Source organism: Mycobacteroides sp. CBMA 271 (genome assembly GCF_009729205.1).
Taxonomy (GTDB): domain Bacteria; phylum Actinomycetota; class Actinomycetes; order Mycobacteriales; family Mycobacteriaceae; genus Mycobacterium.
The window spans coordinates 520,040-540,129 of record NZ_VTHB01000002.1 but is presented as its reverse complement, the minus strand read 5'-3'; the positions used below and the strand labels follow the sequence as shown (position 1 = coordinate 540,129).

Sequence of the window (20,090 nt, the reverse complement as noted above, 5' to 3'; positions counted from 1 at the left end):
CGTCTGTTGTCCCGTCCCGAGCATCCCTCACCGGGCAGCCAGATATCTGCCCATGAAGAAGTAGTGCCACTGGTTACACGATCCAGGCGGCCATGTGGTTCGGGGTAGCGTCACGGGAATGACGGGTGCTCTTGATGGGATCCGGGTGCTGGAACTGGGCACCCTGATCGCCGGGCCTTTCGCGGGGCGGCTGCTTGGCGATATGGGCGCCGAGGTGCTCAAGATCGAACCGCCCGCCGCACCGGATCCGCTACGGACCTGGGGGCAGGCGGAGGTCGACGGACACCACGTGTTCTGGACGGTGCACGCCCGCAACAAGAAGGCCATCACCCTGGATCTGCGCACCGAATCCGGCCGCGCACTGTTCCTCGACCTCGTCGAAAAGTCGGATGTGATCGTCGAGAACTTCCGGCCCGGCACGCTGGAGAAGTGGGGCCTGGGCTATGACGTCCTTGCCGAACGCAACAGGGGCATCATTCTGGTCCGCGTGTCCGGATACGGGCAGACCGGGCCCGACGCCCACAAGGCCGGATACGCGTCGGTGGCTGAGGCGGCCAGTGGCCTGCGGCATCTCAACGGCTTCCCCGGCGGCCCCCCGCCGCGCATGGCGCTCTCGATCGGAGACACCCTCGCCGGGATGTTCGCCGCCCAGGGCGCGCTGGCCGCGCTGTACCGTCGGACCGTCACCGGGTGTGGACAGGTTGTCGATGTGGCGCTGACCGAAAGTTGTTTGGCAGTACAGGAATCCACCATTCCTGACTATGACGTGGGTGGGGTGGTGCGGGGGCCGTCGGGAACCCGTCTAGAGGGCATCGCGCCGTCGAACATCTACCAGAGCGCCGACGGCAGCTGGGTGGTGATCGCCGCGAACCAGGACACCGTGTTCCGCAGGCTGTGCGAGGCGATGGACCAACCGGAGCTGAGCTCCGATGAGCGATTCGTCGATCACGTTGCCCGCGGGCGTAATCAAGACGAGCTCGACGGGATCATCGGGGCATGGGCGGCGGGGCGCCAACCCCGCGACATCATCGACGTGCTCAGTGCCGCCGGGGTGATCGCCGGCCCCATCAACACCGTCGCCGACGTGGTGCAGGATCCGCAGCTCAAGGCGCGGGAGATGCTCGTCGAGCATTTCGATGAGACGCTCGGCCGGTCGGTGCTGGGGCCGGGTGTGGTTCCGGTGCTGTCCGAATCTCCGGGCGGTGTTCGGAGCGCGGGCCCGGCACGGCCGGGGCAGCACAACGACGACGTCTATCTGGGGCTGTTGGGTAAGAGCGCCGATGATATCGAGAACCTACGGGCCGAAGGGACGCTATGAATCTGCCTGCCCATGTCACCATCCGCGAGGTGCTGTTGCGGGATGGGCTGCAGCTTGAGGCGCCGATCCCGTTGGCGGACAAGCTGAAACTGCTCGATGCGATCGCGGCCACGGGTGTGCGTGAGGTGGAGGCGACGGCGTTCGTGTCGCCCTCCAAGGTGCCGGCATTGGCCGACGCGGCGGAATTGTCGGCGCAGCTGCACAACTATCCGGATATCGAGTTCTCGGCCCTGGTCGCGAGTCCGAATGGCGCCAAGCGTGCCCTGGCGGCCGGGCTCACCTCGATCGAGTACGTTCTCTCGGCATCCGACGGCCACAGTCAGGCCAACGTCGGATGCAGCACCACCGAGGCAACCGCCCGCATCGAGGACATCGTGGCACTGGCCCACGATGTTGGTGCCACAGTGGAGGTGATTGTCGCCTGCTCCTGGGACTGCCCATTCGACGGGCCCACCCCCGAACGGCGGGTGCTCGACATCCTGCGCCGGGCCCGAGACTGGAACGTCGACCGCTACGCGCTGGCCGACACCATCGGCACTACCACCCCGCGGCGCGTCACGAACCTTGTTGCGGCAGTGCTACCGATCGTCGGCGAGGTACCGCTGGGCGCGCATTTCCACAACACCCGCGGATCCGGTCTGGCCAGTGCGTACGCCGCCGTGCAGTCCGGGGTGACACGGCTCGACTCGTCCATCGGTGGGCTCGGCGGCTGTCCATTCGCGCCGGGTGCCACCGGCAATATCGCCACCGAAGATCTGGTGTATCTGCTGCGGGACAGCGACATTGGTGTCGACGTGGATCTTGATGCCGCGATCGAGGCCGCCCGAGTGGTGCAATCGGTTGTCGGACATGAGGTCCCGAGCGCCCTGCTGCGCGCGGGAGACCGGCTGCTCGGCGCCTAGGCAGTCTTGAGCGGGTTGTGTTCGACGAACATCTTGTCGAGTCTGGCCTCGTCGATCCGATGCCGTACCTGTTGGGTCTCGTGAGCGTCGCGGACACACTTGGCCAGGTTGAAGCAGCTCGTTACCAGGAAGACCATGCAGACCGCGAGAAATCCGCGTTGCCAGGTGGTCAGTGGGAGGTAGACGATGCCCAACAATGTTGATCCGAACGACACGCCAAAGGCGATGGCGGACTGGATGTAATAGGCCGCGGTGGCCTTGGAAACGGGTTCGGATGTGCTCATGCGACCACGATGACAGTCCCGCGGGCGTGGGACATGAGTAGAGCTACCCGAATTGCGGGCGCAAACGTACGCCTTACCCCGCCGCGGCGGCCTTCGACAAGGGGACGTCGCCGAGGACGATGCCGCTGAACATGGTGGCGATGGTGTCGGCGACCTCGATCATCGTCGTTGCGGGATCGTCGGATTCGGCGATGATGCTGTTGGCGGTCACGAACATCGTCATCAGCATCCGGGCGGCCATGCGTGTGTGTACGCCGGACTTCAATTCTTTACGCGCGGCAAGGGTTTCCATGAGCGTGACCAACGGCGGCAGCACGATGGTTTCGTCGATATGGCGGTACGACTCCTCGCCGAGGACCATGGGCGCCTGGCGCATGAGTTCCCGGTAGGTCCCATCGTTGAGCGATCGCGACAGGTACACCCAGGCGGAGGCGGCGGCGACCTGCGGACCGTTGGCGCCGGGCTTGTCCAGGCGGCGGATGGCGGTGGTCACGGTATCGGCGGTGTCGGTCAGGCATTCGGTGAGCAGCGCGGTGAACATCGCCTGCTTATCGGAGAAGTGGTAGTAGAAGGTGCCCTTGCTGACCTCGATGCTGCTGACGATGTCGTCGACGGTCACGCTGTTGTATCCGGTGGTGGTGAAATGCCGGCGTGCGGAGTCCAGCAGGTCCGAGCGGGTCTGTTCTGCGTACATCTGCCGCCGGGTAGCCATGCAGGCAGTTTAGTCAGATCCCGACTGAGGGTCAGAAACCGAACGGCAACTGCAGAACCTGCTGTTGGTCGTTGGTGACGTAGATGTTTCCTGCGGAGTCGACGGCCAACCAGCTCAAACGGTTCAGATCTGGCACCTTCAACTCCTGCTGGGTGCTCGATCCGGCGGGTAGCCGCAGCACTCGTTTGTTCTCGGTATCTGCCACGTAGACATCGTCGTTAGGGCCGACGGCCACGCCGTACGGGTTATTCAGCCCGGTGAAGGGAAGCTCGGACGGTGCTGTCTTCCCCAGCTCCAGCTTCAGCACCCGATTTTGGTGCGCGCTGGCGGCGTAGACGGTTCCCCGCGAATCGACCGCCACCCCCACCGGCGCGTCGATCCCCGAGATCGGAAGCAGCTCCGGGCTGGTGGCGCCCTCGCGCAGCGCGAGCACCTGGTTGTTGGTGTAGCCGGTGAGGTAGACGGTGTCATCGCTGGCGACCGCTACGCCGGCCGGGTTGGAGATGCTGGGGAACGGCAGTACTTCCTGGGCAGAACTTCCGGCAGAGAGCTTCTTGACCCGATCGGGATTGATGTTGTCGACCAGGTACACGGCGCCCGCGGTATCGACTGCGAGCCCGTTGATGTTGTCTACGTCGGTGAACGGCAGTGCCCGTTGGGTGTTCGAGCTGGGGGAGAACTGAATGACGCGCTTGCTGTCATAGTCGCCGACGTAGACGTTCCCCGCCGCATCGACCGCCAGCCCCGTCGGGTTCGTCACCTCGGTGATGGGCAGCACGGTGCGGCCCGCGACCTTGGGCAGGGGCTGCGACGACGGGGCCGTGGATGTGGACGGGGCGCTGCTCGATGGACCCGGCGAATGCGTGTTTCCGCATCCGGTCAGAGCGACTAGACACAGGCACATCAGCGCGGCGAACTTGGCCATGGCCAGAGCCTAGCCAGGGCCGCGACTCACCACACCAAACGTGCCAGATACGTCTGCGCGTACCGCCGGACGGCGGCGGTGTCGGTGATATCGAGGACGCCAGCGCGGTTGGTCAGCAGTGAAGCGACCAGGCGCACAAGGATTTCCGAAACGGTCAGCACGGCGTCGTCGGGCATGGTGACACCGCTGTGTCGCAGCGAGGTCGCCACCAGTGCGCTGGCGCGCACGATGGCCTTATCGCCCGAGGGCGTGTTAAGCCCGATGACCAGCTCGGGTTCGTTCTCGATGATGGTGCTCGCCAACTGGCTTTCAGTGATGAGCCGCATGGCCAAGGTGAAGCACTCGACGATGGCGCCCTGAGCATCCTGGCCCTGCGCGGCGACGGCCAGCTGCCCGAAGATCGCCACGCTCTCCGCCTCGATGAGCTGCTCGAAGAGCGCCTCCTTGGTGGGGAAGCGGCGGTAGAGGGTTCGTCGGCTCACCCCAGCGCGGCGCGCGATGGCGTCCATGTTGGCGCGGCGCATCCCGTGCCGTTCGAACTCGGTGCGCGCGGCGTCCAGCAGTGCGTCTGCGGGCGGGGCGCTGGTCACTCCCGCGAGTATGGTCATGCCGCCTGGTTATGCAACGGGCGGGGGTCGACGCCCTCGCGCCTCCAGCCCTCGGATGCCCACGGCAGGTAGAGCATGCGCACCGGCAGCTTGTTGAACACCGGATTCACCGCCCGCATCACCTTGGCGAAGCGCTGGAAGTTGCGTTCCTTCTTGTCGTTCCACTCCAGCCGGCAGACGTCCTTCATCTGCGGGGGTAGCGTCCCGACGACCACGGTTCGGACGAAGGCATTCAAAGGCGCCGACAACACGCGCCACATCGGCTTGGGGATCTGTTTGGGTCCGGGCACGCCCTGGCGGATGTAGCCCGTGGCGTAGAGGATCGTCTTGGTGGGCACAAACCTGTCGAACATGCCCTCCATATAGGTGACGAACTCGTCGTAGGTCTGCGGCTGATTGCGGGCGCTGACGCCGTAGAGGCTGTACCAGACCTTGCTCTCCTCGAAGATTTGCACCTTCTCGTCGTAGGAGAGTCGCCGGATGAAGGTGTCGGTGATGTACAGCACCTGATCGACGAATGTTGCATGGGCCCAATAGAAGAGCTCGGGATTGAGGGCGTGATAACGCGAGCCGTCGCTGATGGTTCCGCTGATCGGCTTGTGGAAATCGCGGATGGTGCGGCCCCACTTCTGCGGGTCCGCGGAGTAGATGGTCTTCATGATGGGCGGGCCAGAGCGTTTTGCGCGGCCGATGGTGTCGCTGAAGATCACCGAGTGGTCCTCGACGGCCTTGCCCAGCTGCTCGATGCAGTTCTCGGTCCCGGCCAGCCGCTGGAAACCGAGGACTCCCCGCACGTCTCCATAGAACTTCCAGACCAGCGACTCCGCACCCAGGCGAAGTTCGGAGTCGCTGTTGTCCACGGGCATCGGGATTGCCTCGCGGAGTCCTTCATCCAGACTGATGGCGCTCTGATCGACCATGAGGCCAGACTAGCTCAATGGCACAAATCTGCGCAACTGTGCCAATAGGTGTTAGTCGGCGAAGTCGATGCGCACCGAGACGGGTGTGGTCTCCAGGGCCTTGACGACGCGGGCGCCGATGAGTCCGAACTTGCGCCCCCGGGCCACGACATCATCGTCGGGACGGAATTGGGCGACGCCAGTGCGCCACCGGTCTCCCTGTCGCAGACGGATATTCGGGTTGGCGGCGATATTGCTGCCCCAACCCGAGCGGGTGCCGTGCTGGCAGATTACCCAGGCGCCGGTGGCATCGAACTGCACGGAGACCGGTACACGCCGCAGCTGCCCGGTCTTGCGGCCCGTGGTCTCCAGCTCGGAGGCCAGTGCGGTGCGCAGTCCGAGCTTCGTCAGGGCGCCGACGGCCGGATTGAGCAGGTAGCGCCCCATGGCGCGTTCCCTGCGGAACTTGCGCAGTGTCTTGTCGGTCATGAACTTCTCCTTCTCCGAAAAGCGTCGACACCATTGTTTTTGAGGAGCCGCAGCGCGGTGATCCACGGGCCGATGGTGGGGTCCGGGTTGGTCCCCGCACCGAGCCGGTGCAGTTGGGTGTTATGCCACTGGAGTTCCAGTGCGGCGAGGAAAGATTTCGCTCTGTCGGTGTTAGTCACCCACGCCGGCATCGGGAGGGCGGCATCCGGGACGGTGAGCCGTACCTGGCGCGCCGTGAGCAGGCTGTCGGCGGCTTCGGGATTGACGGTGGTAGGGCGCCCGAGACCCACGACATCGCAGTCACCCGACCGGACCGCCTCGGACATCGCGGCTTCGGTACGGAACCCGCCCGTCACGGCGAGGGGCACATCGCCGGCCGCCTCGCGGGCGGTGCGGGCGTATTCGAGGAAGTAGGCCTCCCGGGCCTGGGTCGACGCCGATGTGACCAGCGGCCTGCCCTCCATTGCCGGGGATTCATAAGTACCGCCACTGATTTCGATCAGATCGACTTCCTCTGAGGCGAGTGCCGCGATGACTGCCCGCGACTCTTCCTCCGTGAAGCCTCCTCGCTGGAAGTCCGCGGAATTGAGCTTGATGGCCACCGAGAATCCAGGGCTTACTGCGGCGCGGGTGCGCCGCACAACTTCGAGGACGAATCGCATTCGTCGTTCGGAGTCGCCGCCCCACCGGTCGGAACGTCGGTTGGTGCGAGGTGAAAGGAACTGGGCTACGAGGTAGCCGTGTGCGCCGTGGATTTGCACACCGTCGAACCCGGCGGCATCGGCTATCGACGCCGTGGTCGCGTACCGATCGATGATGTTCTCGATCTCGTCGTCGAGGAGCTCGCGCGGAGCCTGCCACCCGGGGACGTTCATCTTGATCGAAGACGGCGCCACCGGTTGGGATCTGGTGGCAAGCGGGTTGGCTTGCCTGCCTGGATGATTGACCTGCATCCAGATGAGGCCGCCACCGTCCTTGGTCGCTTTGGCCCACCGGGACAGGCCGTCGAGATGACGGTCGTCCTCGATGACGACGTTCCCTGGTTCGCCCAGATGACTGCGATCGACCATCACATTGCCGGTCACGACGAGGCCGAATCCGCCGGTGCCCCAACGGCGGTACAACTCGACGAGCCTGTGGTCCGGCCCCTGGGCAGTATCGCCGAGTCCCTCGCTGAGTGCCGACTTCATGAGCCGGTTTTGGAGAACCTGACCCGAGGCCAGTGGAAGGGGATCGTGTAGAGCGGGCACGTGGGCGACGGTAGTACACTGATTGGTATACCGCAATGATTGTTGATATCCGCCCACGTCGCGGGCATATCGGTAGACTGAGTGGTGTAGCGAACGGGAAGTTGGAGGCAGTACGCGGATGTCGGCACGGGATACATTGATCGCCAGCGTGACTGGTTTGGTGCGGCGCAGGGGCGTCGCGGGCACCGGTCTCAATGCACTGCTGGAGGACAGCGGTGTCTCGCGGCGGACCATCTATCTGAACTTCCCTGGCGGTAAGCAGGAACTCGTCGCCGAGGCGACGCGTACTGCAGGGCAGCAACTTACGGCCATCATCCAGGCGGCGGGTGACGGGATTGACCCTGCCCGGGGCATTGAGATGTTCATCGAGTTATGGAAGGCGCAACTCGGCGAGACTGAGATGCAGGCCGGCTGCCCGATCGTGGCCGCCGTGCTGGGGCGTACCGAGGCGCCCAAGGCGGCCGAAGTGGCTGCCGAGGCGTTTCGGGACTGGCAAGTGATTCTCACCGAACGTCTGACACGCCATGGAGTGGACTGGGCTCCCGCGCGGTCACTGGCGAGAATGATGATCGCCGCGATCGAGGGAGCGGTCATTATGTCGATCGCGGAGCAGTCGACGGAGACTCTCGACGATGTCGGCGGCCGCCTGACGGAACTCATCAGGTTGTACGTGCCGGCCAAGTAGCGGCCAACAGTCAGCCTTGGCCCTCTAAGGTCGGCTGATGCGTCTGTGGACCATGGTGCTCACCATCCCTTTGGTCGCGCTGCTTCTGCAACCGGTATGGGCGCCGCGGTGGGGATCTGGGATCCTCGGGGAAGTCAGCGCGACCGGATCGGCTGCGGCAGTGATCACCGTCGTGGTGTTCTTCGGTTTGGTGGCGCTGTATTGCCGCACCCTGCAGCAGATCCTCGTATGCGTGCCGGAGCAAGACCGCATTCGGTCACCGCGATCGGTATGGCTGATGTTCGCGATCCCCTTCAACTTTGTCGAGGACTTCTTCATCGTCAACGACGTCGCGGCTAGCCTGGTTGGATCAGCAGCGGTGCGCACCCGCAGCGTAAGTATCTGGCGTGCAACGGGATTGGCGTGGTGTTCCCTGCAGATTGTCTCGCTGCTTCCGGGCGCCGTCGGACTGGCCGGCGGCGCCGCCGCGATTCTTGTATGGCTGGGCAACTGGACGCACGCCGCGATCATCACCCGACGGCTGCGCCACGCAATAGAATTCGCCCATGGCTGAAGTCGGGCGCGGTCCCGCCTGGGCGCGGGGTCCGGCGGGTATCGCGCTCTTCGCCGTCTTGGGCGTGCTGTTTTCCGCGATGGCGCTTGTCCTGGGGGCCAGCCCGATCAACATGGTCGCCTACAAGGCCGGATACGGCGACACCGTGGAGGTCCACGTCACGGAAAGTTCGATGGGCCACATGTATGGCAACCGAAGCAGTGTGAACAAGGCCGGGCAGGGCTGGGTGACGGACGACCGTCGAACCGTTTATCTGTACGACGTGACGGCGGGTGAAACCGTTTCCGCACGAACCCAACTCATCGCCATCGGGCCGAGAGAGACCGTCTATCGGATCGGGTCTCGCGCCGCGAACTGGGACATGGCGGGGCTTGTCGGATTGATCCTGATGGGCAGTGTCGGCGCCTTCTTCCTCTCTAGCTCGTATCTGATCTGGCGGAGACGCCGCAGCGTCAGCCCGCCCGACCTCTCCCCGTAATCAGCGGGAGATCCAGCGTGGTCCGGACGCCGGCATCGGCCGCAACGACCGCCGGGACTGCATTCACCACACGCATCGCCGTCGCGATCAGGTTGGCGTAGTTGTGATCCCCGCGTGCGCTGAACGAGCCCAGGTCCAGGATGTAGCTGGGCTCGCCGGTGATCTCGACGCGGTAGGTGCCGCCCTCATGCGCAGGCTGCGGCCAATCGGGAGCAAGATCCTCGCGTAGCCGGGTGAAGTGCTCGAGGACCGTCACGGGCTTGCCGTCCTTCATGCCGCGCACCTGGAAATGCAGTGCCGCCATGGTGCCGGCCGGGATGTGCCCCGAGGAGATTTCGAAATCCTCGGGTGCAGGCAGCTTTTCATAAGTCTCGGTGACTTCGTCCAATTCGACGCCCAGACCCGCCGCGAGCTGGCGCACCACCGAACCCCAGGCCAGGGACAGTACCCCGGGTTGCAGCAGCATCGGCGTCTCGTCCATCGGCTTGCCGAATCCCATAACGTCGAACATCACCGTAGCGCTGTCGTAGGTGGCGTAGTCGACGATCTCGATGCAGCGCACCTCGTCGATGCGCTGGCAGGTACCCATCAGGGCCAACGGCAGCAGGTCGTTGGCGAACCCGGGATCGATACCGCCGATAAAGATTGACGAATTACCCTCGCGTGCTGCGGTTTCGATGGGCTCCAGCATGTTCTCCGGCAGTACACCCCACGGATACTGCAGGAACACCGGCGCGCTGGCCGCGATGTTGATTCCGGCGGCAAGGATCGATCGCAGGTCCTCGAGGGCCTCCATCAGCCGGTTGTCGGTCATCGCCGTGTACACCACGCAGTCGGGCTTGAGGGCCAGGATCTCGGCGGCGTCGCTGGTCGCGGCAATGCCGGTGGTGATGTTGAGCCCGGCGATTTCGCCCGCGTCCTTGCCGGCCTTGTTCGGTCCGGAGACCCATACCCCGACGAGCTCCATGTTCGGGTCGGTGATCACGCCGGCCAGCGCATGCTGGCCGACATTGCCTGTGCCCCAAACGGCTACGCGTGCCCTGCTCATGCGAGGTCCGGGAGGGGGATGTCGAGGTTCGGGGCGATGAGGCCGCCGTCGACTTCGAGGACCTTGCCGGTCAGAAAGCTGCCGGCCGGTGATGCGAGGTACACCGCGGCGGCGGCAATGTCGGTCGGGTCGCCCAACCGATGCAGCGGCGTGTTTTTCTCCAGGGTTCCGCGCATCTCGTCGTTGCTTGCCACCACCTCTAACGCGGAGGTGAGGATGGAACCGGGGGCGATGCCGTTGACGCGAATCTTGGGGCTCAGATCCATTGCGGCGGTGCGCGTGTAGTGGGCCAGGGCGCCCTTGGCGGTGCAGTAGGAGAGGAAGGCGCGCCCGGGCACACGTCCCATGGTGGAGGTGATGTTGATGACCGAGGCGTTATCGGATTTGAGCAGGTGCGGGACTGCGGCACGCAGCAGCGCATGGCCGTTGAGGACGTTGAAGGAGAAGCCCTCGGCGAGGTCTTCGATGGTGGTGTCCAGGAAGGGTTTCGGCATAGTGCCACCCACGTTGTTGACGACGATGTCGAGGCGCCCGAACCGATCGATCGCTTTCTGTGCGAGGGAGGCGGATGCGTCGGTATCCGAGAGATCGGCGACAACAACCTCGGCCTGACGGCCTACCGCCTCCACCTTGGCGGCGACCTCGCGCAGCTGGGCTTCGGTGCGCGAGGCGATTACTACGTCGGCACCGGCCTGTGCGAAGGCCTCGGCGATGGCCGCACCGAGCCCGCGGCCGGCGCCGGTGACGACCGCGACGTTGCCGTCGAGCCTGAAACGGTCCAGAATCATGTCTTCCTCCGTGTCGAATATTCGACTACCTTGGGGCGAATAGTCGATGCACTGTAGACCTGGACCTCGCATCGCGCAAGAGGGGAGTATCCATGCCAGCCGCCTCACCGCCGACGGCTCGAGTGGTACAAATCGTGGAAATGCTTGCTGCTACAACGCAACCCAAGTCGATCAGCGAGATTGCAGTGGCCACCGGGATCTCCCGTGCTACTGCTACCGCGGTGGTGGGCGAGCTGGAGGCCGCGGGGTGGGTGGCGCGGGATGGTGAGCTTCGGTATCGCATTGGTCCGGCTTTACCCTGTCCCGTCGAGACCTCCATGCCCCGGGAGTTTCAGGACATGCTCGGACGGATCGCCAAGGAGGGGCAAGCCGGGGCGACAGTCAGCCGGATCAGTCCGAAGATGTTGACCATCGTCGCCAAGGCGCAGGCGGGACCTCGGGCGGTCACCGGATTCGCGGTGGGCCAGACCATCCCGTTGGGATTTCCCGCGGGATCGGCGGTCATGCCGTGGCGTTCCTCCGACGAGCGCTCAGAGTGGCTTGGCGCCGCGCGGGGACTGAGTGCGCGTTCCGGCCAGCGGCTCCTGCAGCAGGTTTCAGATTGCGGGTTCGTGGTCTATCGCCCCGACCACGATGACACAGGGATGGTGGAGCTGCTCTCGGACCTGCTGGGTTCGGTCGGTTCGGAGGTGATGGAGGCGGCCCTGCGCGAACGGTTGTTGCGCCAGCTCTCCCGGCTCACCTCGCGTCCGTATTCGCGCGATGAACTGGTATCCGATGAGGTGCTCCCGATCAGTTACCTGGCGGCGCCCATCTTCGACGGGGCCGATGCCACGTACGAACTTCAGCTGGGCCCACTGCTGCCCAGCGCGACGCGCGTGCAGCGGGAGGCGCTCATCGCCACAGTGACCAAGGGTGCGCGCGAACTCTCGGAAGTGCTGAGCTCTACGCCGCGACCTAGCCGGCGGTGACCACCGGGATGCCCTCGGACGGTTGCACGATGACGAACCCCTGACCCTGGAACGACACCTGAATGGCCTCGCCCGAGCCGCGGCCGATCAGGGCACCGGCCTTGAAGCTGGTCTTGAGTTGTGTCTGTAGGTTCGCCGACCATGCGACCACCGCATTGGTATCGGCGAAGGTCGGGGCCTCAGCGGCGTTGAGCACCACCGGCGGACCGTCGGTGGTCAGCGCGACCCAACCGGTGCCACGCAGCGTTGTGTTGAACAGCCCGCCCGTCACCATGCTGGCGCCCTTGACTCGCTCGATGTTCCAGTTCAGTCCCGCCGAGAACGCGAGCACGTTCTTCCCGCTGATCGACAGGCCCGCGTTGTTCAGGTTCAGCAGGTGCACATCGAAGGCCCGCTCGGCCAGAAACACGTCGCCCTGGCCCGAGCAGCGCATCAGCGGCAGGCCCTCGCCGGTCAGCGCCTTCTTCAGGAACTTGGCTGCGCCACCACCCTCGAAGGAGAAGTCGACGTTGCCCTGATAGGCGACCATCGATCCCTGACGCGCGAGGAAGGGTTCTCCGAGGCGCACTCGCAGCAGCTTGGAGTTCTGGTTGGAGATTGGCTTCGCCTCGTTCTCGCTGAACCGCCCGTCCACCAATTCGCCGCTGATGCCCGAGAATCCGTCGCCGATGGGCTGAGCTTGAGCCGCTGGCTGCGCGGCGGCCTGAGGCGCGGACTGCGGCTCGGCGGGCGCGGCGCCACCCAACGGAACAGCGCTGACCTTCCCCTGGTGCGCGACCTGATCGGTCCAGCGCTGGCCGTCGTGCCACCGGAACTCGAACCGTCCGTCGGGATCGGGTTGCCAGCTTCCGGGGTTCGGAGTCGTCATGACAACCAAGCTAGCGCTGTTCGATCAGTATCGTGGGCGCCGCCAGCCCTCGATCTTTGACGGTGGCGACCCGCGTTCCGGGCTTATGACCGTCGCGGATGTCACTGATCGTGACATTGGCTGCCGTCAGGCGAGCATGTGAGGCCTCGATATCGGCGGTGCGCCAGGCGATTCCCCACAGCGCGTCCGGGCCGGCAGGGTCGTCGCCACTCAACACCACCTCAACCACCAGACCGGCGCAGCGGAAGAACAATTGGTGCACACCCCACGGCTGCTGGCGATCCAAACGCAGATCGAAGCCGAGTCGTCCGCACAACGTTGCGATGATCCGGTCGCGGTTAGGGGAAACGAGTACCAGGTGATCGATCTCCCGTGCGTCGGCTTCGGCGACCGGTTGGTTCGGTGAGGCGAGGGTGAAGCCGTATGTGAGCCCGTTAGCGACACCGCTGCGGTATCCCGCCGACGGTGTGAGCTCGAGCCCTCGGCGTGCCAGCACTCGCGCGGTCTCGTCCAGCGATTCGGTGGCGAAGGCCAGGCCGGGAGCGGAGGCCCAGGACGGCAGGCCCAGCTCCAGTTGTGGATGCACGTCCGGCACTCCGAACAATCGCGCGTACGCCGCCTTCGCCTCATCGCGATTCGGTGTGTCAATAATGACGCCGTGAAGTGCGGTGATTCCTGTAGATGTCCCGGTCACAGCTTCATCCTGCCCGAGCCAGTGGACGGGCCGCCGACTCATACTGAAGAGCGTGCGGTTTCAGCTGCTCGATATCGTCTTCCATCTGCCCGATCCCGCCAGCGGGGCGCTGCTTCCAGCAGCCGACAGGTTGAACCGCGTCGTAGAGACGGCTGTACTGGCCGAGAGCCTGGGCTTCGATTCCTTCGCCGTCGGGGAACGGCACGCGGGTGACGTGCTGTCCTCGGCGCCGACGGTGCTGCTGGGTGCCGTAGCCGCCGCGACCCACCGAATCCTGTTGTCCACCGGCGTCACGGTGCTGTCCCTGCTGGACCCGGTGCGTGCCGCCGAGGACTTCGCCACCATCGACCAGTTGAGCCGCGGTCGTCTGGAGATCGTCATCGGCAAGGGCAATGAAGACCGTCAATACCCGTTGATGGGTCTCGACATCGCCAAGCAGTACGAATACCTGCAGGAGAATTATGAGCTGCTGCGGCGTCTACTTCGAGAGGAAAACGTCGATTGGACGGGCGCGCACCGGCATCCGCTGACCGACGCCACCACCTTGCCCCGGCCCTACGACGGGCCGTTCCGGATCTGGCACGGGTCGGCGACCTCGACATTCGCCGTCGAACTCGCCGCCAAATGGGGCGACCCGATCGTCACCGCGAATGCCTTGCAGCCCAAGGAAAACTACAAGGTTCTGATCGACAGATACCGCGAGCTGTACGCGAAACATGGGCACGATCCGGCGCGGCAGTATGTCGGTGCCGGCTCGGGCGGGCTGTACCTGGCCGACACCACCGAGCAGGCGATAGCGCAATACCGGCCGATCTATGAGGCGCGACTCGCACAGTGGGCCACGCTCAAGGATCACCCGAAGGCCGTGGGCAAGTTCCCGTCCTTCGAGTCTATTGAGGACGCTGCCGATCGCGGCCCGGTGCTGGCAGGATCGCCCGAGCGCGTGGCCGAGAAGATCCTGGAGTGGCACGAGGCTTTTGGTCACGATTTCCAATCGATCGCGCTGAGCGCCGAGGCGGATTTCGAGGAACAGCAGGACACGCTGCGCCGATTCGCCGAAGAGGTGATTCCGCTGGTGCGTGCGGAGGTCTCCTCGACGCTGTGGGGACCGCGGGACACGCAGCGGGCCAAGGGATTTACTGCATTCTGACCGTTACCCGTACCGGACGGGTAACGACTCGATGCCGTTGACCCAGGGCAGTGCGGCCCGCGCCGGGGCGCCGGTGGGTGCGATGCGTGGTGCGATATCGGCGATGGCATTGAAGATCAAGTCGATCTCCAGGCGTGCGAGGTTGGCTCCGATGCAATAGTGGGCACCGTGACCGCCGAATCCCAAGTGCGGATTGGGGTCTCGAAGGATGTCGAAGGTGAACGGTTCGGCAAAGACCTCTTCGTCGTAGTTTCCTGAACTGTAGAACATCCCGACGCGCTCGCCCCGGGCGATGGTGACACCGCCGATCTGGGTGTCCTGCACGGCAGTGCGCTGAAAGCAGGTGATGGGAGTGGACCAGCGCACCACCTCGTCGGCCGCGGAGGCAGGGCGCTGGCGCACGAACAGCTCCCACTGTTCCGGGTGGTCGAAGAAGGCCTGCATCCCGTGGGTGGTCGCATTCCGTGTGGTCTCGTTGCCGGCCACCATCAGCATCATCACGTAGTAGCCGAACTCCAAGGGTGTCAAGGCTTCTCCATCGACCGTCGCGTTGACGAGGGCCGTGGCGATATCGTCGCGCGGATGGCGGGTGCGGTCCTCGGCCATCTGATATGCGTATCCGAGCACCTCGGCCGACGCCGCCATGGAATCGGCGATGGCGGCATCATCTCGGTTGCCGCCGGCCAGCAACCGGTTGCTCCACGCGAACACCTGCTCTCTGTCCTCGATGGGCACCCCGATGAGTTCGCAGATGGTCAGCAGTGGCAGTTCGGCCGCGATGTCGTGGACGAAATCTCCGGAGTCCTTGTCGGCGGCGGCGTGCACGACGGCCTCCGCCTGCTTGGTCAGCTCGTCCTTGAGGCCGTTGATGATTCGTGGTGTGAAACCGCGCGCGACAATCCGCCGGAGCTTCGTGTGTTGGGGTGCGTCCAGATAGAGCATGACGTTCTTGCGGCTCAGTTCGTGCACGTCCGGGTTATGCGCGGTGGCGGAGCGAATCTCGGCGGTGTTGGCGTGTGAGGAGAAGATCTCGTCGTGTAGCGAAACCTCCCGGATATCGGCGTGTTTGGTGATCGCCCAGTAGCCCTCGTCGTCGTACCCGGAGGCGCCGCGCGGCTGGGCATTCCACCAGACCGGCGTGGTCCTACGCAGCAGCGCGAACTCCTCGTGCGGAATCCGCTGCCGGATCAGCTGCGGATCGGTGAAGTCGAATCCGGCTCCGAACGGACATGTCATCGCTGTTCTCCTTAGCTCGGCACCCACTCGTAGAATTCGTTGCCGCGCTTGATGGTTCCGCTGGACGGTGCGGCGAAATGCGTGCCGACCAGCAATGTCTGATCGGTTGCGAGTTGTTCCAGCAGCCGGGTGCGGGTCGCCACTGACGTCTCAGGATCGGCGTCGGGAAAGGCACAGATATCGGGGTAGGCGATCTGCAATGGGTGATGGATGACATCGCCGCATATCAATGCCGCCGCGCCGGCCGACTCGACCCGCACCGCGCAATGCCCGGGCGTGTGCCCGGGGGTCGGTACCAGCTGGATGTTCTCGGTGATGGCGTGGTCGGTATCGGTCAGCCGCAGCACGTCGTGCCGAGCAAGAGGTTCCACGCTTTCCGATTTGGCGCGATTCATCTCCGGATTGTCTTGCCAGAAAGTGTATTCGGGCTCGGTGATCAGGTACTCGGCGTTGGGATAGGTGGGCACCCAGACGCCGTCGACGAGGGTGGTGTTGCGCCCGGCGTGGTCGAGGTGCAGGTGCGTGCACACGACGGCCGTCACGGCGTCGGGGGTGAACCCGGCGGCGGCCAGCGAGCGCGCGTACTGGTCGGGATCGATGGGCAGTCGATAGGGAAGGTCGTGGTCCTCGCCGAAACACGAGTCGACGACAACGAGGTCTTCGCCGCATTCGATGAAGAAGGATTGGATCGCAACCGACAGCAAGCCCGCATCGTCTACGTAGTGGGGCGACAACGACGGCGGCAGCTCGGCGGGAAGTTCTCGGAACAAGCGCTCAGGACGAGTGGGGATCACCGCCTCCAGCACCGAGTGAATGGTGACCGCGCCGATAGTCCACTGCTGTGTGGATGAGCCGCTTGCGCGAAGACCGTCGTGTGTGGATGAGCCGCTTGCGCGAAGACCATCGTCCATGAACCGTCCATCGTGCCGAACCTAGGTGACCCGGCTCACGCTACGATACAAATCATTTGGATTCAAGAGAAAGAAGCGCGGTGCCCCGGCTTAGGCGCCCTGTTCTGGCACACTCGATGCGTGCGGGAGCCGATCGTTCGCTTTCAGCGGCTTGCCGAGCAGGTAGCGGACCAATTACGGGGACGGATCCTTGCCGGTGAGCTGGCTGACGGCAGCATCCTGCCCAAGGAAGACGAATTGCTGGTGCAGTACCACGTCAGTAAGCCGTCGCTGCGCGAGGCCATGCGCATTCTGGAGGCCGAGGGCCTCCTGACGGTACGGCGCGGAAAACTCGGTGGCGCCGTGGTTCATCGACCGCGGGCGGCAAACGTGGCGTACACCCTGGGGCTGGTGCTGGGGACCCAGGCGGTCGGTCTGGCCGATGTGGGCACCGCGCTGCTGCAAGTGGAACCGGCCTGCGCCGCGCTGTGTGCCCAGCGCTCGGACCGCAAGAGTGTGGTGGTGCCCGTTCTGCGACGCCTGCATGAGGAAGCGCTGGAGTCGGTGGAGGATCTGCAGAAGGTGACTTCGGCCAGCCGCAGGTACCACGAGGCGCTGGTCCAGTACTGCGGAAACGAGACGATGATCATCCTGGCGGGTGCGCTGGAAGCGTTGTGGTCGAGCCACGAGCAAAACTGGTCTGCGCAAGTAACCGACCATGGCGCGGTCCCCGTCGAGGAGCGGCGTGCGGTGTTGGAGGATCACCGCCAGGTGATCGACGCGATCGACGTGGGCGACGCTCAGCGCGCACGCGATCTCGCTGCCGCGCATCTGGTGAACGCGCAGCGTTATCCGGGGTGGAGCGGAGTGGTAGATCCGGCGATGGTGCGCACATGGACGAAGTCCGCGGGGCGCGGGGCATAGGCAGCGGTGGAGTCGGCTGGCCGTTGACACCGACCATCATTTCCTTATTATTTGGATATGACGGCGGAGGGCTCAGGTATGGCATCCGATGAGGCCGCCCGATACCGCGCTCGGGGCTGGTGGTCGGACCTGACGTTGTCGCAAGCCGTCCGCAGCTCTGCACGGTCTCGGCCGGATAGGCCCGCCTACATCGATCACCCCAATGCGCCGATGTCGTGGCAAGAATTCGATCTCGCGGCAGACGCCCTTGCCGCCCAATTGCACGGGCTGGGCGTAACGCCGGGAGATCGGGTCGCGGTGTGGCATGCCGACACCGTCGGCATCCACGTGCTGTTCGTCGCGGCGGAACGCAGTGGGGCCGCAGTGGTTGGCATCGGAGCTCGGGCCGGAACGCGAGAGGCCGCCGAGATCCTGCGTGCGACTCAACCCAGGCTACTGATCTGTGACCCCGCACACCGGGAACTTGCCGAACAGACCGGAAACGCGCCGAAAACCCTTGTCTTGCAAAATGATTTCGTCGGTCTGCGGATTGACACGGAGTCGATACCGAAAGAGCTCTCCGGCCACGAAGCGCTGGGTACCGACGACGTCTTCTTGATCAACTCCACCTCGGGAACCACAGGACTGCCGAAATGTGTGGTGCACACCCAGAATCGGTGGCACTACTTTCATCAGAAGGCGATGGAGAACGGGGCTTTGACCCCCGATGACGTGTTCCTGCCCGTCATCCCGACACCATTCGGTTTCGGCATCTGGACCACGCACACCACACCGATCTACCTCGGTGCCAGCACCGTTCTTGTTGAGCGATTCAGTCCGACGGCGGTGTGCAACGCCATCGCGCGGCACCGAGTGACCGTGCTGTGTTGTGTCAGTACGCAACTCATGATGATCTTGGCCGATAGGGCTTCCCGTGACTACGACCTGAGCTCGTTGCGCGTCGTGTTCACCGGTGGAGAACCGTTGCCATATCGGCGGGCCGCCGAGTTCGAGGATCTCACCGGCGCAACGATTCTGCAGTTCTACGGATCCAATGAGACCGGTCTGCTCAGCGGCACTACATTGCACGACACGCGCGAACGCCGGCTGCGTACCGCGGGGCGCGTGGTGCCGGAAATGTCGGTGCGGCTGCTCGACGGAGATCGCGACGTGACTGGCGGCGGCAGAGGCCAGCCGGCCTGCAAGGGGCCGGCGACCAGCTTGGGCTACCTCGACGGTGCGGACCACGACAAATTGTTCACGCCCGACGGTTGGATGCGCATGGGCGATATCTGCGAGGTCGACGAGGATGGATACCTGACGGTAACCGGCCGCACCTCCGATTTCGTGGTGCGCGGCGGAAAGAACATCAGCGCGGTGCAGGTGGAGGAGGCGGTGGCCACGCACCCCGCCATCGCGGTGGTGGCGGCGGTCGCAATGCCAGATCCGGTGTTCGGCGAGAAGGTATGTGTATACGCCGAACTGGCCAGCCTGCAGCAGATTGACCTCGGCGCGCTCGTCGAACATCTATTGGCCCAAGGCGTTTCCAAAGAGCTGCTGCCGGAGCGACTAGTCGTCCTCGACGAGTTGCCGCGTTCATCGGGCGGCAAGGTGGCCAAAGGTTTACTGCGCGAAGATATCCGTTCGCGATTGGGAGCCGATTATGAACGCCGATAGGGTGCGCGACGGCGGTCTGAAGGTCTGGGGGCCGTCGGTGATCCCGCCGATCGGCGTAGACCTGACCGATGAGCAGGCGCTGGCGATCGCGTTCCGGCATTTGGCAACAATAGGTTTCGCGGAAAACATGGCCGGACACATCACCTGGCAGCCAGCGGGGCGGCCGGGCATGCTGGTGAATCCCTGGGGACTGTGGTGGCAGGAACTCACCGCGTCGGACATCTGCGAGGTGGACGATAACGCGCAGGTGGTGCGCGGCAGGTGGGATGTCACCCCGGCGATCCACATCCACACCGAGCTGCACCGGGCCCGTACCGACGCGCGTGTAGTCGTCCACAACCATCCGTACTACGTCAGCCTGATCGCGGCCCTGGGGGAGCTGCCGATATTGGTTCACCAGACGGGCGCACTGTTTCTGGACGATATGCGCTTTATCGATGTCTATGACGGCGAGATTGATACCCCTTCCCGGGCAAGGGATCTCGTGGAGAGGATCGGAAACGTCAACCTGACGATCCTGGCCAATCACGGTGTCATCGCGACAGGAGGCAACCTCGCCGAGGCGGTGTATCGGGCGGCCTCCGTTGAGCGGGTGTGCAAGCTCGCGTACCACGTCATGCTTACCGGCCGGAAGCCCTCGGAGATGGACCGAGCCGACATGTACGGCATGCGGGCCTCACTCATCGAGCGCGCGGCCGATATCTATTGGGCCGGGGCCGCCCGCATGACCATCAAAGCCGACCCCGACGTGTTGTCGTAACT

Annotated in this window: 23 protein-coding genes; 10 read left to right on the top strand and 13 right to left on the bottom strand. The window is 64.6% G+C overall.

Annotation, left to right across the window (positions count from 1 at the left end):
* The first annotated feature begins 118 nt into the window (after positions 1 to 118).
* Both FZI91_RS07980 and FZI91_RS07975 read left to right on the top strand, forming a co-directional pair.
* Entirely contained in the window at positions 119 to 1,318 is a 1,200-nt protein-coding gene (locus tag FZI91_RS07980; RefSeq protein ID WP_155938310.1) for a CaiB/BaiF CoA-transferase family protein, read from the top strand.
* Positions 1,315 to 2,220: a hydroxymethylglutaryl-CoA lyase gene (locus FZI91_RS07975; RefSeq protein ID WP_155938308.1), complete on the top strand. Its 906-nt coding sequence runs from the start codon at positions 1,315 to 1,317 to the stop codon at positions 2,218 to 2,220. Before FZI91_RS07980 ends, FZI91_RS07975 begins: the two co-directional genes overlap by 4 nt.
* Here FZI91_RS07975 and FZI91_RS07970 read toward each other — a convergent pair.
* From FZI91_RS07970 to FZI91_RS07940, 7 genes are all read right to left on the bottom strand, one after another.
* Positions 2,217 to 2,504: a YiaA/YiaB family inner membrane protein gene (locus FZI91_RS07970; protein WP_155938306.1), complete on the bottom strand. Its 288-nt coding sequence runs from the start codon at positions 2,502 to 2,504 to the stop codon at positions 2,217 to 2,219. The genes FZI91_RS07975 and FZI91_RS07970 overlap by 4 nt on opposite strands.
* A 73-nt stretch (positions 2,505 to 2,577) precedes the next feature.
* Complete coding sequence (locus FZI91_RS07965) at positions 2,578 to 3,198, bottom strand: TetR/AcrR family transcriptional regulator (protein WP_162526556.1); 621 nt, start codon at positions 3,196 to 3,198, stop codon at positions 2,578 to 2,580.
* A 49-nt stretch (positions 3,199 to 3,247) separates the two neighbouring features.
* Entirely contained in the window at positions 3,248 to 4,141 is an 894-nt protein-coding gene (locus FZI91_RS07960; RefSeq protein ID WP_155938302.1) for an NHL repeat-containing protein, read from the bottom strand.
* A 26-nt stretch (positions 4,142 to 4,167) separates the two neighbouring features.
* Entirely contained in the window at positions 4,168 to 4,749 is a 582-nt protein-coding gene (locus tag FZI91_RS07955; RefSeq protein WP_155938300.1) for a TetR/AcrR family transcriptional regulator, read from the bottom strand.
* Positions 4,746 to 5,669 carry an oxygenase MpaB family protein gene (locus FZI91_RS07950; RefSeq protein WP_155938298.1) on the bottom strand — a complete coding sequence of 308 codons (924 nt, stop codon included), beginning with the start codon at positions 5,667 to 5,669 and terminating at the stop codon, positions 4,746 to 4,748. Before FZI91_RS07950 ends, FZI91_RS07955 begins: the two co-directional genes overlap by 4 nt.
* Positions 5,670 to 5,720: 51 nt before the next feature.
* Positions 5,721 to 6,137, bottom strand: a complete 417-nt coding sequence (locus FZI91_RS07945) for a nitroreductase/quinone reductase family protein (RefSeq protein ID WP_155938296.1) — start codon at positions 6,135 to 6,137, stop codon at positions 5,721 to 5,723.
* Positions 6,134 to 7,387, bottom strand: a complete 1,254-nt coding sequence (locus tag FZI91_RS07940) for an NADH:flavin oxidoreductase/NADH oxidase family protein (protein ID WP_162526518.1) — start codon at positions 7,385 to 7,387, stop codon at positions 6,134 to 6,136. Before FZI91_RS07940 ends, FZI91_RS07945 begins: the two co-directional genes overlap by 4 nt.
* 118 nt (positions 7,388 to 7,505) lie before the next feature.
* On the opposite strand from FZI91_RS07940, the gene FZI91_RS07935 reads away from it, so the two are divergent.
* The 3 genes from FZI91_RS07935 to FZI91_RS07925 are packed head-to-tail and all read left to right on the top strand — an operon-like array spanning position 7,506 to position 9,103.
* Entirely contained in the window at positions 7,506 to 8,072 is a 567-nt protein-coding gene (locus tag FZI91_RS07935) for a TetR/AcrR family transcriptional regulator (protein ID WP_155938292.1), read from the top strand.
* 37 nt (positions 8,073 to 8,109) lie between these two features.
* Entirely contained in the window at positions 8,110 to 8,625 is a 516-nt protein-coding gene (locus FZI91_RS07930) for a hypothetical protein (RefSeq protein WP_155938290.1), read from the top strand.
* The gene (locus FZI91_RS07925; RefSeq protein WP_155938288.1) at positions 8,618 to 9,103 is read left to right on the top strand and encodes a hypothetical protein; all 486 of its coding nucleotides are present in this window, start codon (positions 8,618 to 8,620) and stop codon (positions 9,101 to 9,103) included. Before FZI91_RS07930 ends, FZI91_RS07925 begins: the two co-directional genes overlap by 8 nt.
* Here the strand turns inward: FZI91_RS07925 and FZI91_RS07920 are convergent.
* The gene (locus FZI91_RS07920; protein ID WP_155938286.1) at positions 9,078 to 10,151 is read right to left on the bottom strand and encodes a diacylglycerol kinase; all 1,074 of its coding nucleotides are present in this window, start codon (positions 10,149 to 10,151) and stop codon (positions 9,078 to 9,080) included. The genes FZI91_RS07925 and FZI91_RS07920 overlap by 26 nt on opposite strands.
* On the bottom strand, positions 10,148 to 10,939 hold the full coding sequence (locus tag FZI91_RS07915; protein ID WP_155938284.1) for an SDR family oxidoreductase: 792 nt from the start codon (positions 10,937 to 10,939) through the stop codon (positions 10,148 to 10,150). Before FZI91_RS07915 ends, FZI91_RS07920 begins: the two co-directional genes overlap by 4 nt.
* A gap of 92 nt (positions 10,940 to 11,031) precedes the next feature.
* Between FZI91_RS07915 and FZI91_RS07910 the strand changes: the two genes are divergently transcribed.
* Complete coding sequence (locus FZI91_RS07910; protein ID WP_155938282.1) at positions 11,032 to 11,910, top strand: helix-turn-helix domain-containing protein; 879 nt, start codon at positions 11,032 to 11,034, stop codon at positions 11,908 to 11,910.
* Here FZI91_RS07910 and FZI91_RS07905 read toward each other — a convergent pair.
* Both FZI91_RS07905 and FZI91_RS07900 read right to left on the bottom strand, forming a co-directional pair.
* Entirely contained in the window at positions 11,897 to 12,778 is an 882-nt protein-coding gene (locus FZI91_RS07905; RefSeq protein WP_155938280.1) for an AIM24 family protein, read from the bottom strand. The two genes, FZI91_RS07910 and FZI91_RS07905, sit on opposite strands and share 14 nt — an antisense overlap.
* A gap of 10 nt (positions 12,779 to 12,788) precedes the next feature.
* Positions 12,789 to 13,472 carry a VOC family protein gene (locus FZI91_RS07900; RefSeq protein WP_309224175.1) on the bottom strand — a complete coding sequence of 228 codons (684 nt, stop codon included), beginning with the start codon at positions 13,470 to 13,472 and terminating at the stop codon, positions 12,789 to 12,791.
* 52 nt (positions 13,473 to 13,524) lie between these two features.
* Between FZI91_RS07900 and FZI91_RS07895 the strand changes: the two genes are divergently transcribed.
* Entirely contained in the window at positions 13,525 to 14,622 is a 1,098-nt protein-coding gene (locus tag FZI91_RS07895; protein ID WP_162526517.1) for an LLM class flavin-dependent oxidoreductase, read from the top strand.
* A 3-nt stretch (positions 14,623 to 14,625) separates the two neighbouring features.
* Here FZI91_RS07895 and FZI91_RS07890 read toward each other — a convergent pair whose 3' ends face one another.
* Positions 14,626 to 15,858, bottom strand: coding sequence for a cytochrome P450 (locus tag FZI91_RS07890; protein ID WP_155938278.1), 1,233 nt, complete (start codon positions 15,856 to 15,858; stop codon positions 14,626 to 14,628).
* A gap of 11 nt (positions 15,859 to 15,869) precedes the next feature.
* Positions 15,870 to 16,769, bottom strand: coding sequence for an MBL fold metallo-hydrolase (locus FZI91_RS07885; RefSeq protein ID WP_155938276.1), 900 nt, complete (start codon positions 16,767 to 16,769; stop codon positions 15,870 to 15,872).
* A 120-nt stretch (positions 16,770 to 16,889) separates the two neighbouring features.
* Between FZI91_RS07885 and FZI91_RS07880 the strand changes: the two genes are divergently transcribed.
* The 3 genes from FZI91_RS07880 to FZI91_RS07870 are packed head-to-tail and all read left to right on the top strand — an operon-like array spanning position 16,890 to position 20,088.
* Complete coding sequence (locus FZI91_RS07880) at positions 16,890 to 17,672, top strand: FadR/GntR family transcriptional regulator (protein WP_162526516.1); 783 nt, start codon at positions 16,890 to 16,892, stop codon at positions 17,670 to 17,672.
* Between the two features lie 57 nt (positions 17,673 to 17,729).
* Complete coding sequence (locus FZI91_RS07875; protein ID WP_155938274.1) at positions 17,730 to 19,328, top strand: class I adenylate-forming enzyme family protein; 1,599 nt, start codon at positions 17,730 to 17,732, stop codon at positions 19,326 to 19,328.
* Positions 19,315 to 20,088 (top strand): class II aldolase/adducin family protein, encoded by a 774-nt coding sequence (locus tag FZI91_RS07870; protein WP_155938272.1) that lies wholly within the window; start codon positions 19,315 to 19,317, stop codon positions 20,086 to 20,088. Before FZI91_RS07875 ends, FZI91_RS07870 begins: the two co-directional genes overlap by 14 nt.
* The last annotated feature ends 2 nt before the right edge of the window (positions 20,089 to 20,090 follow it).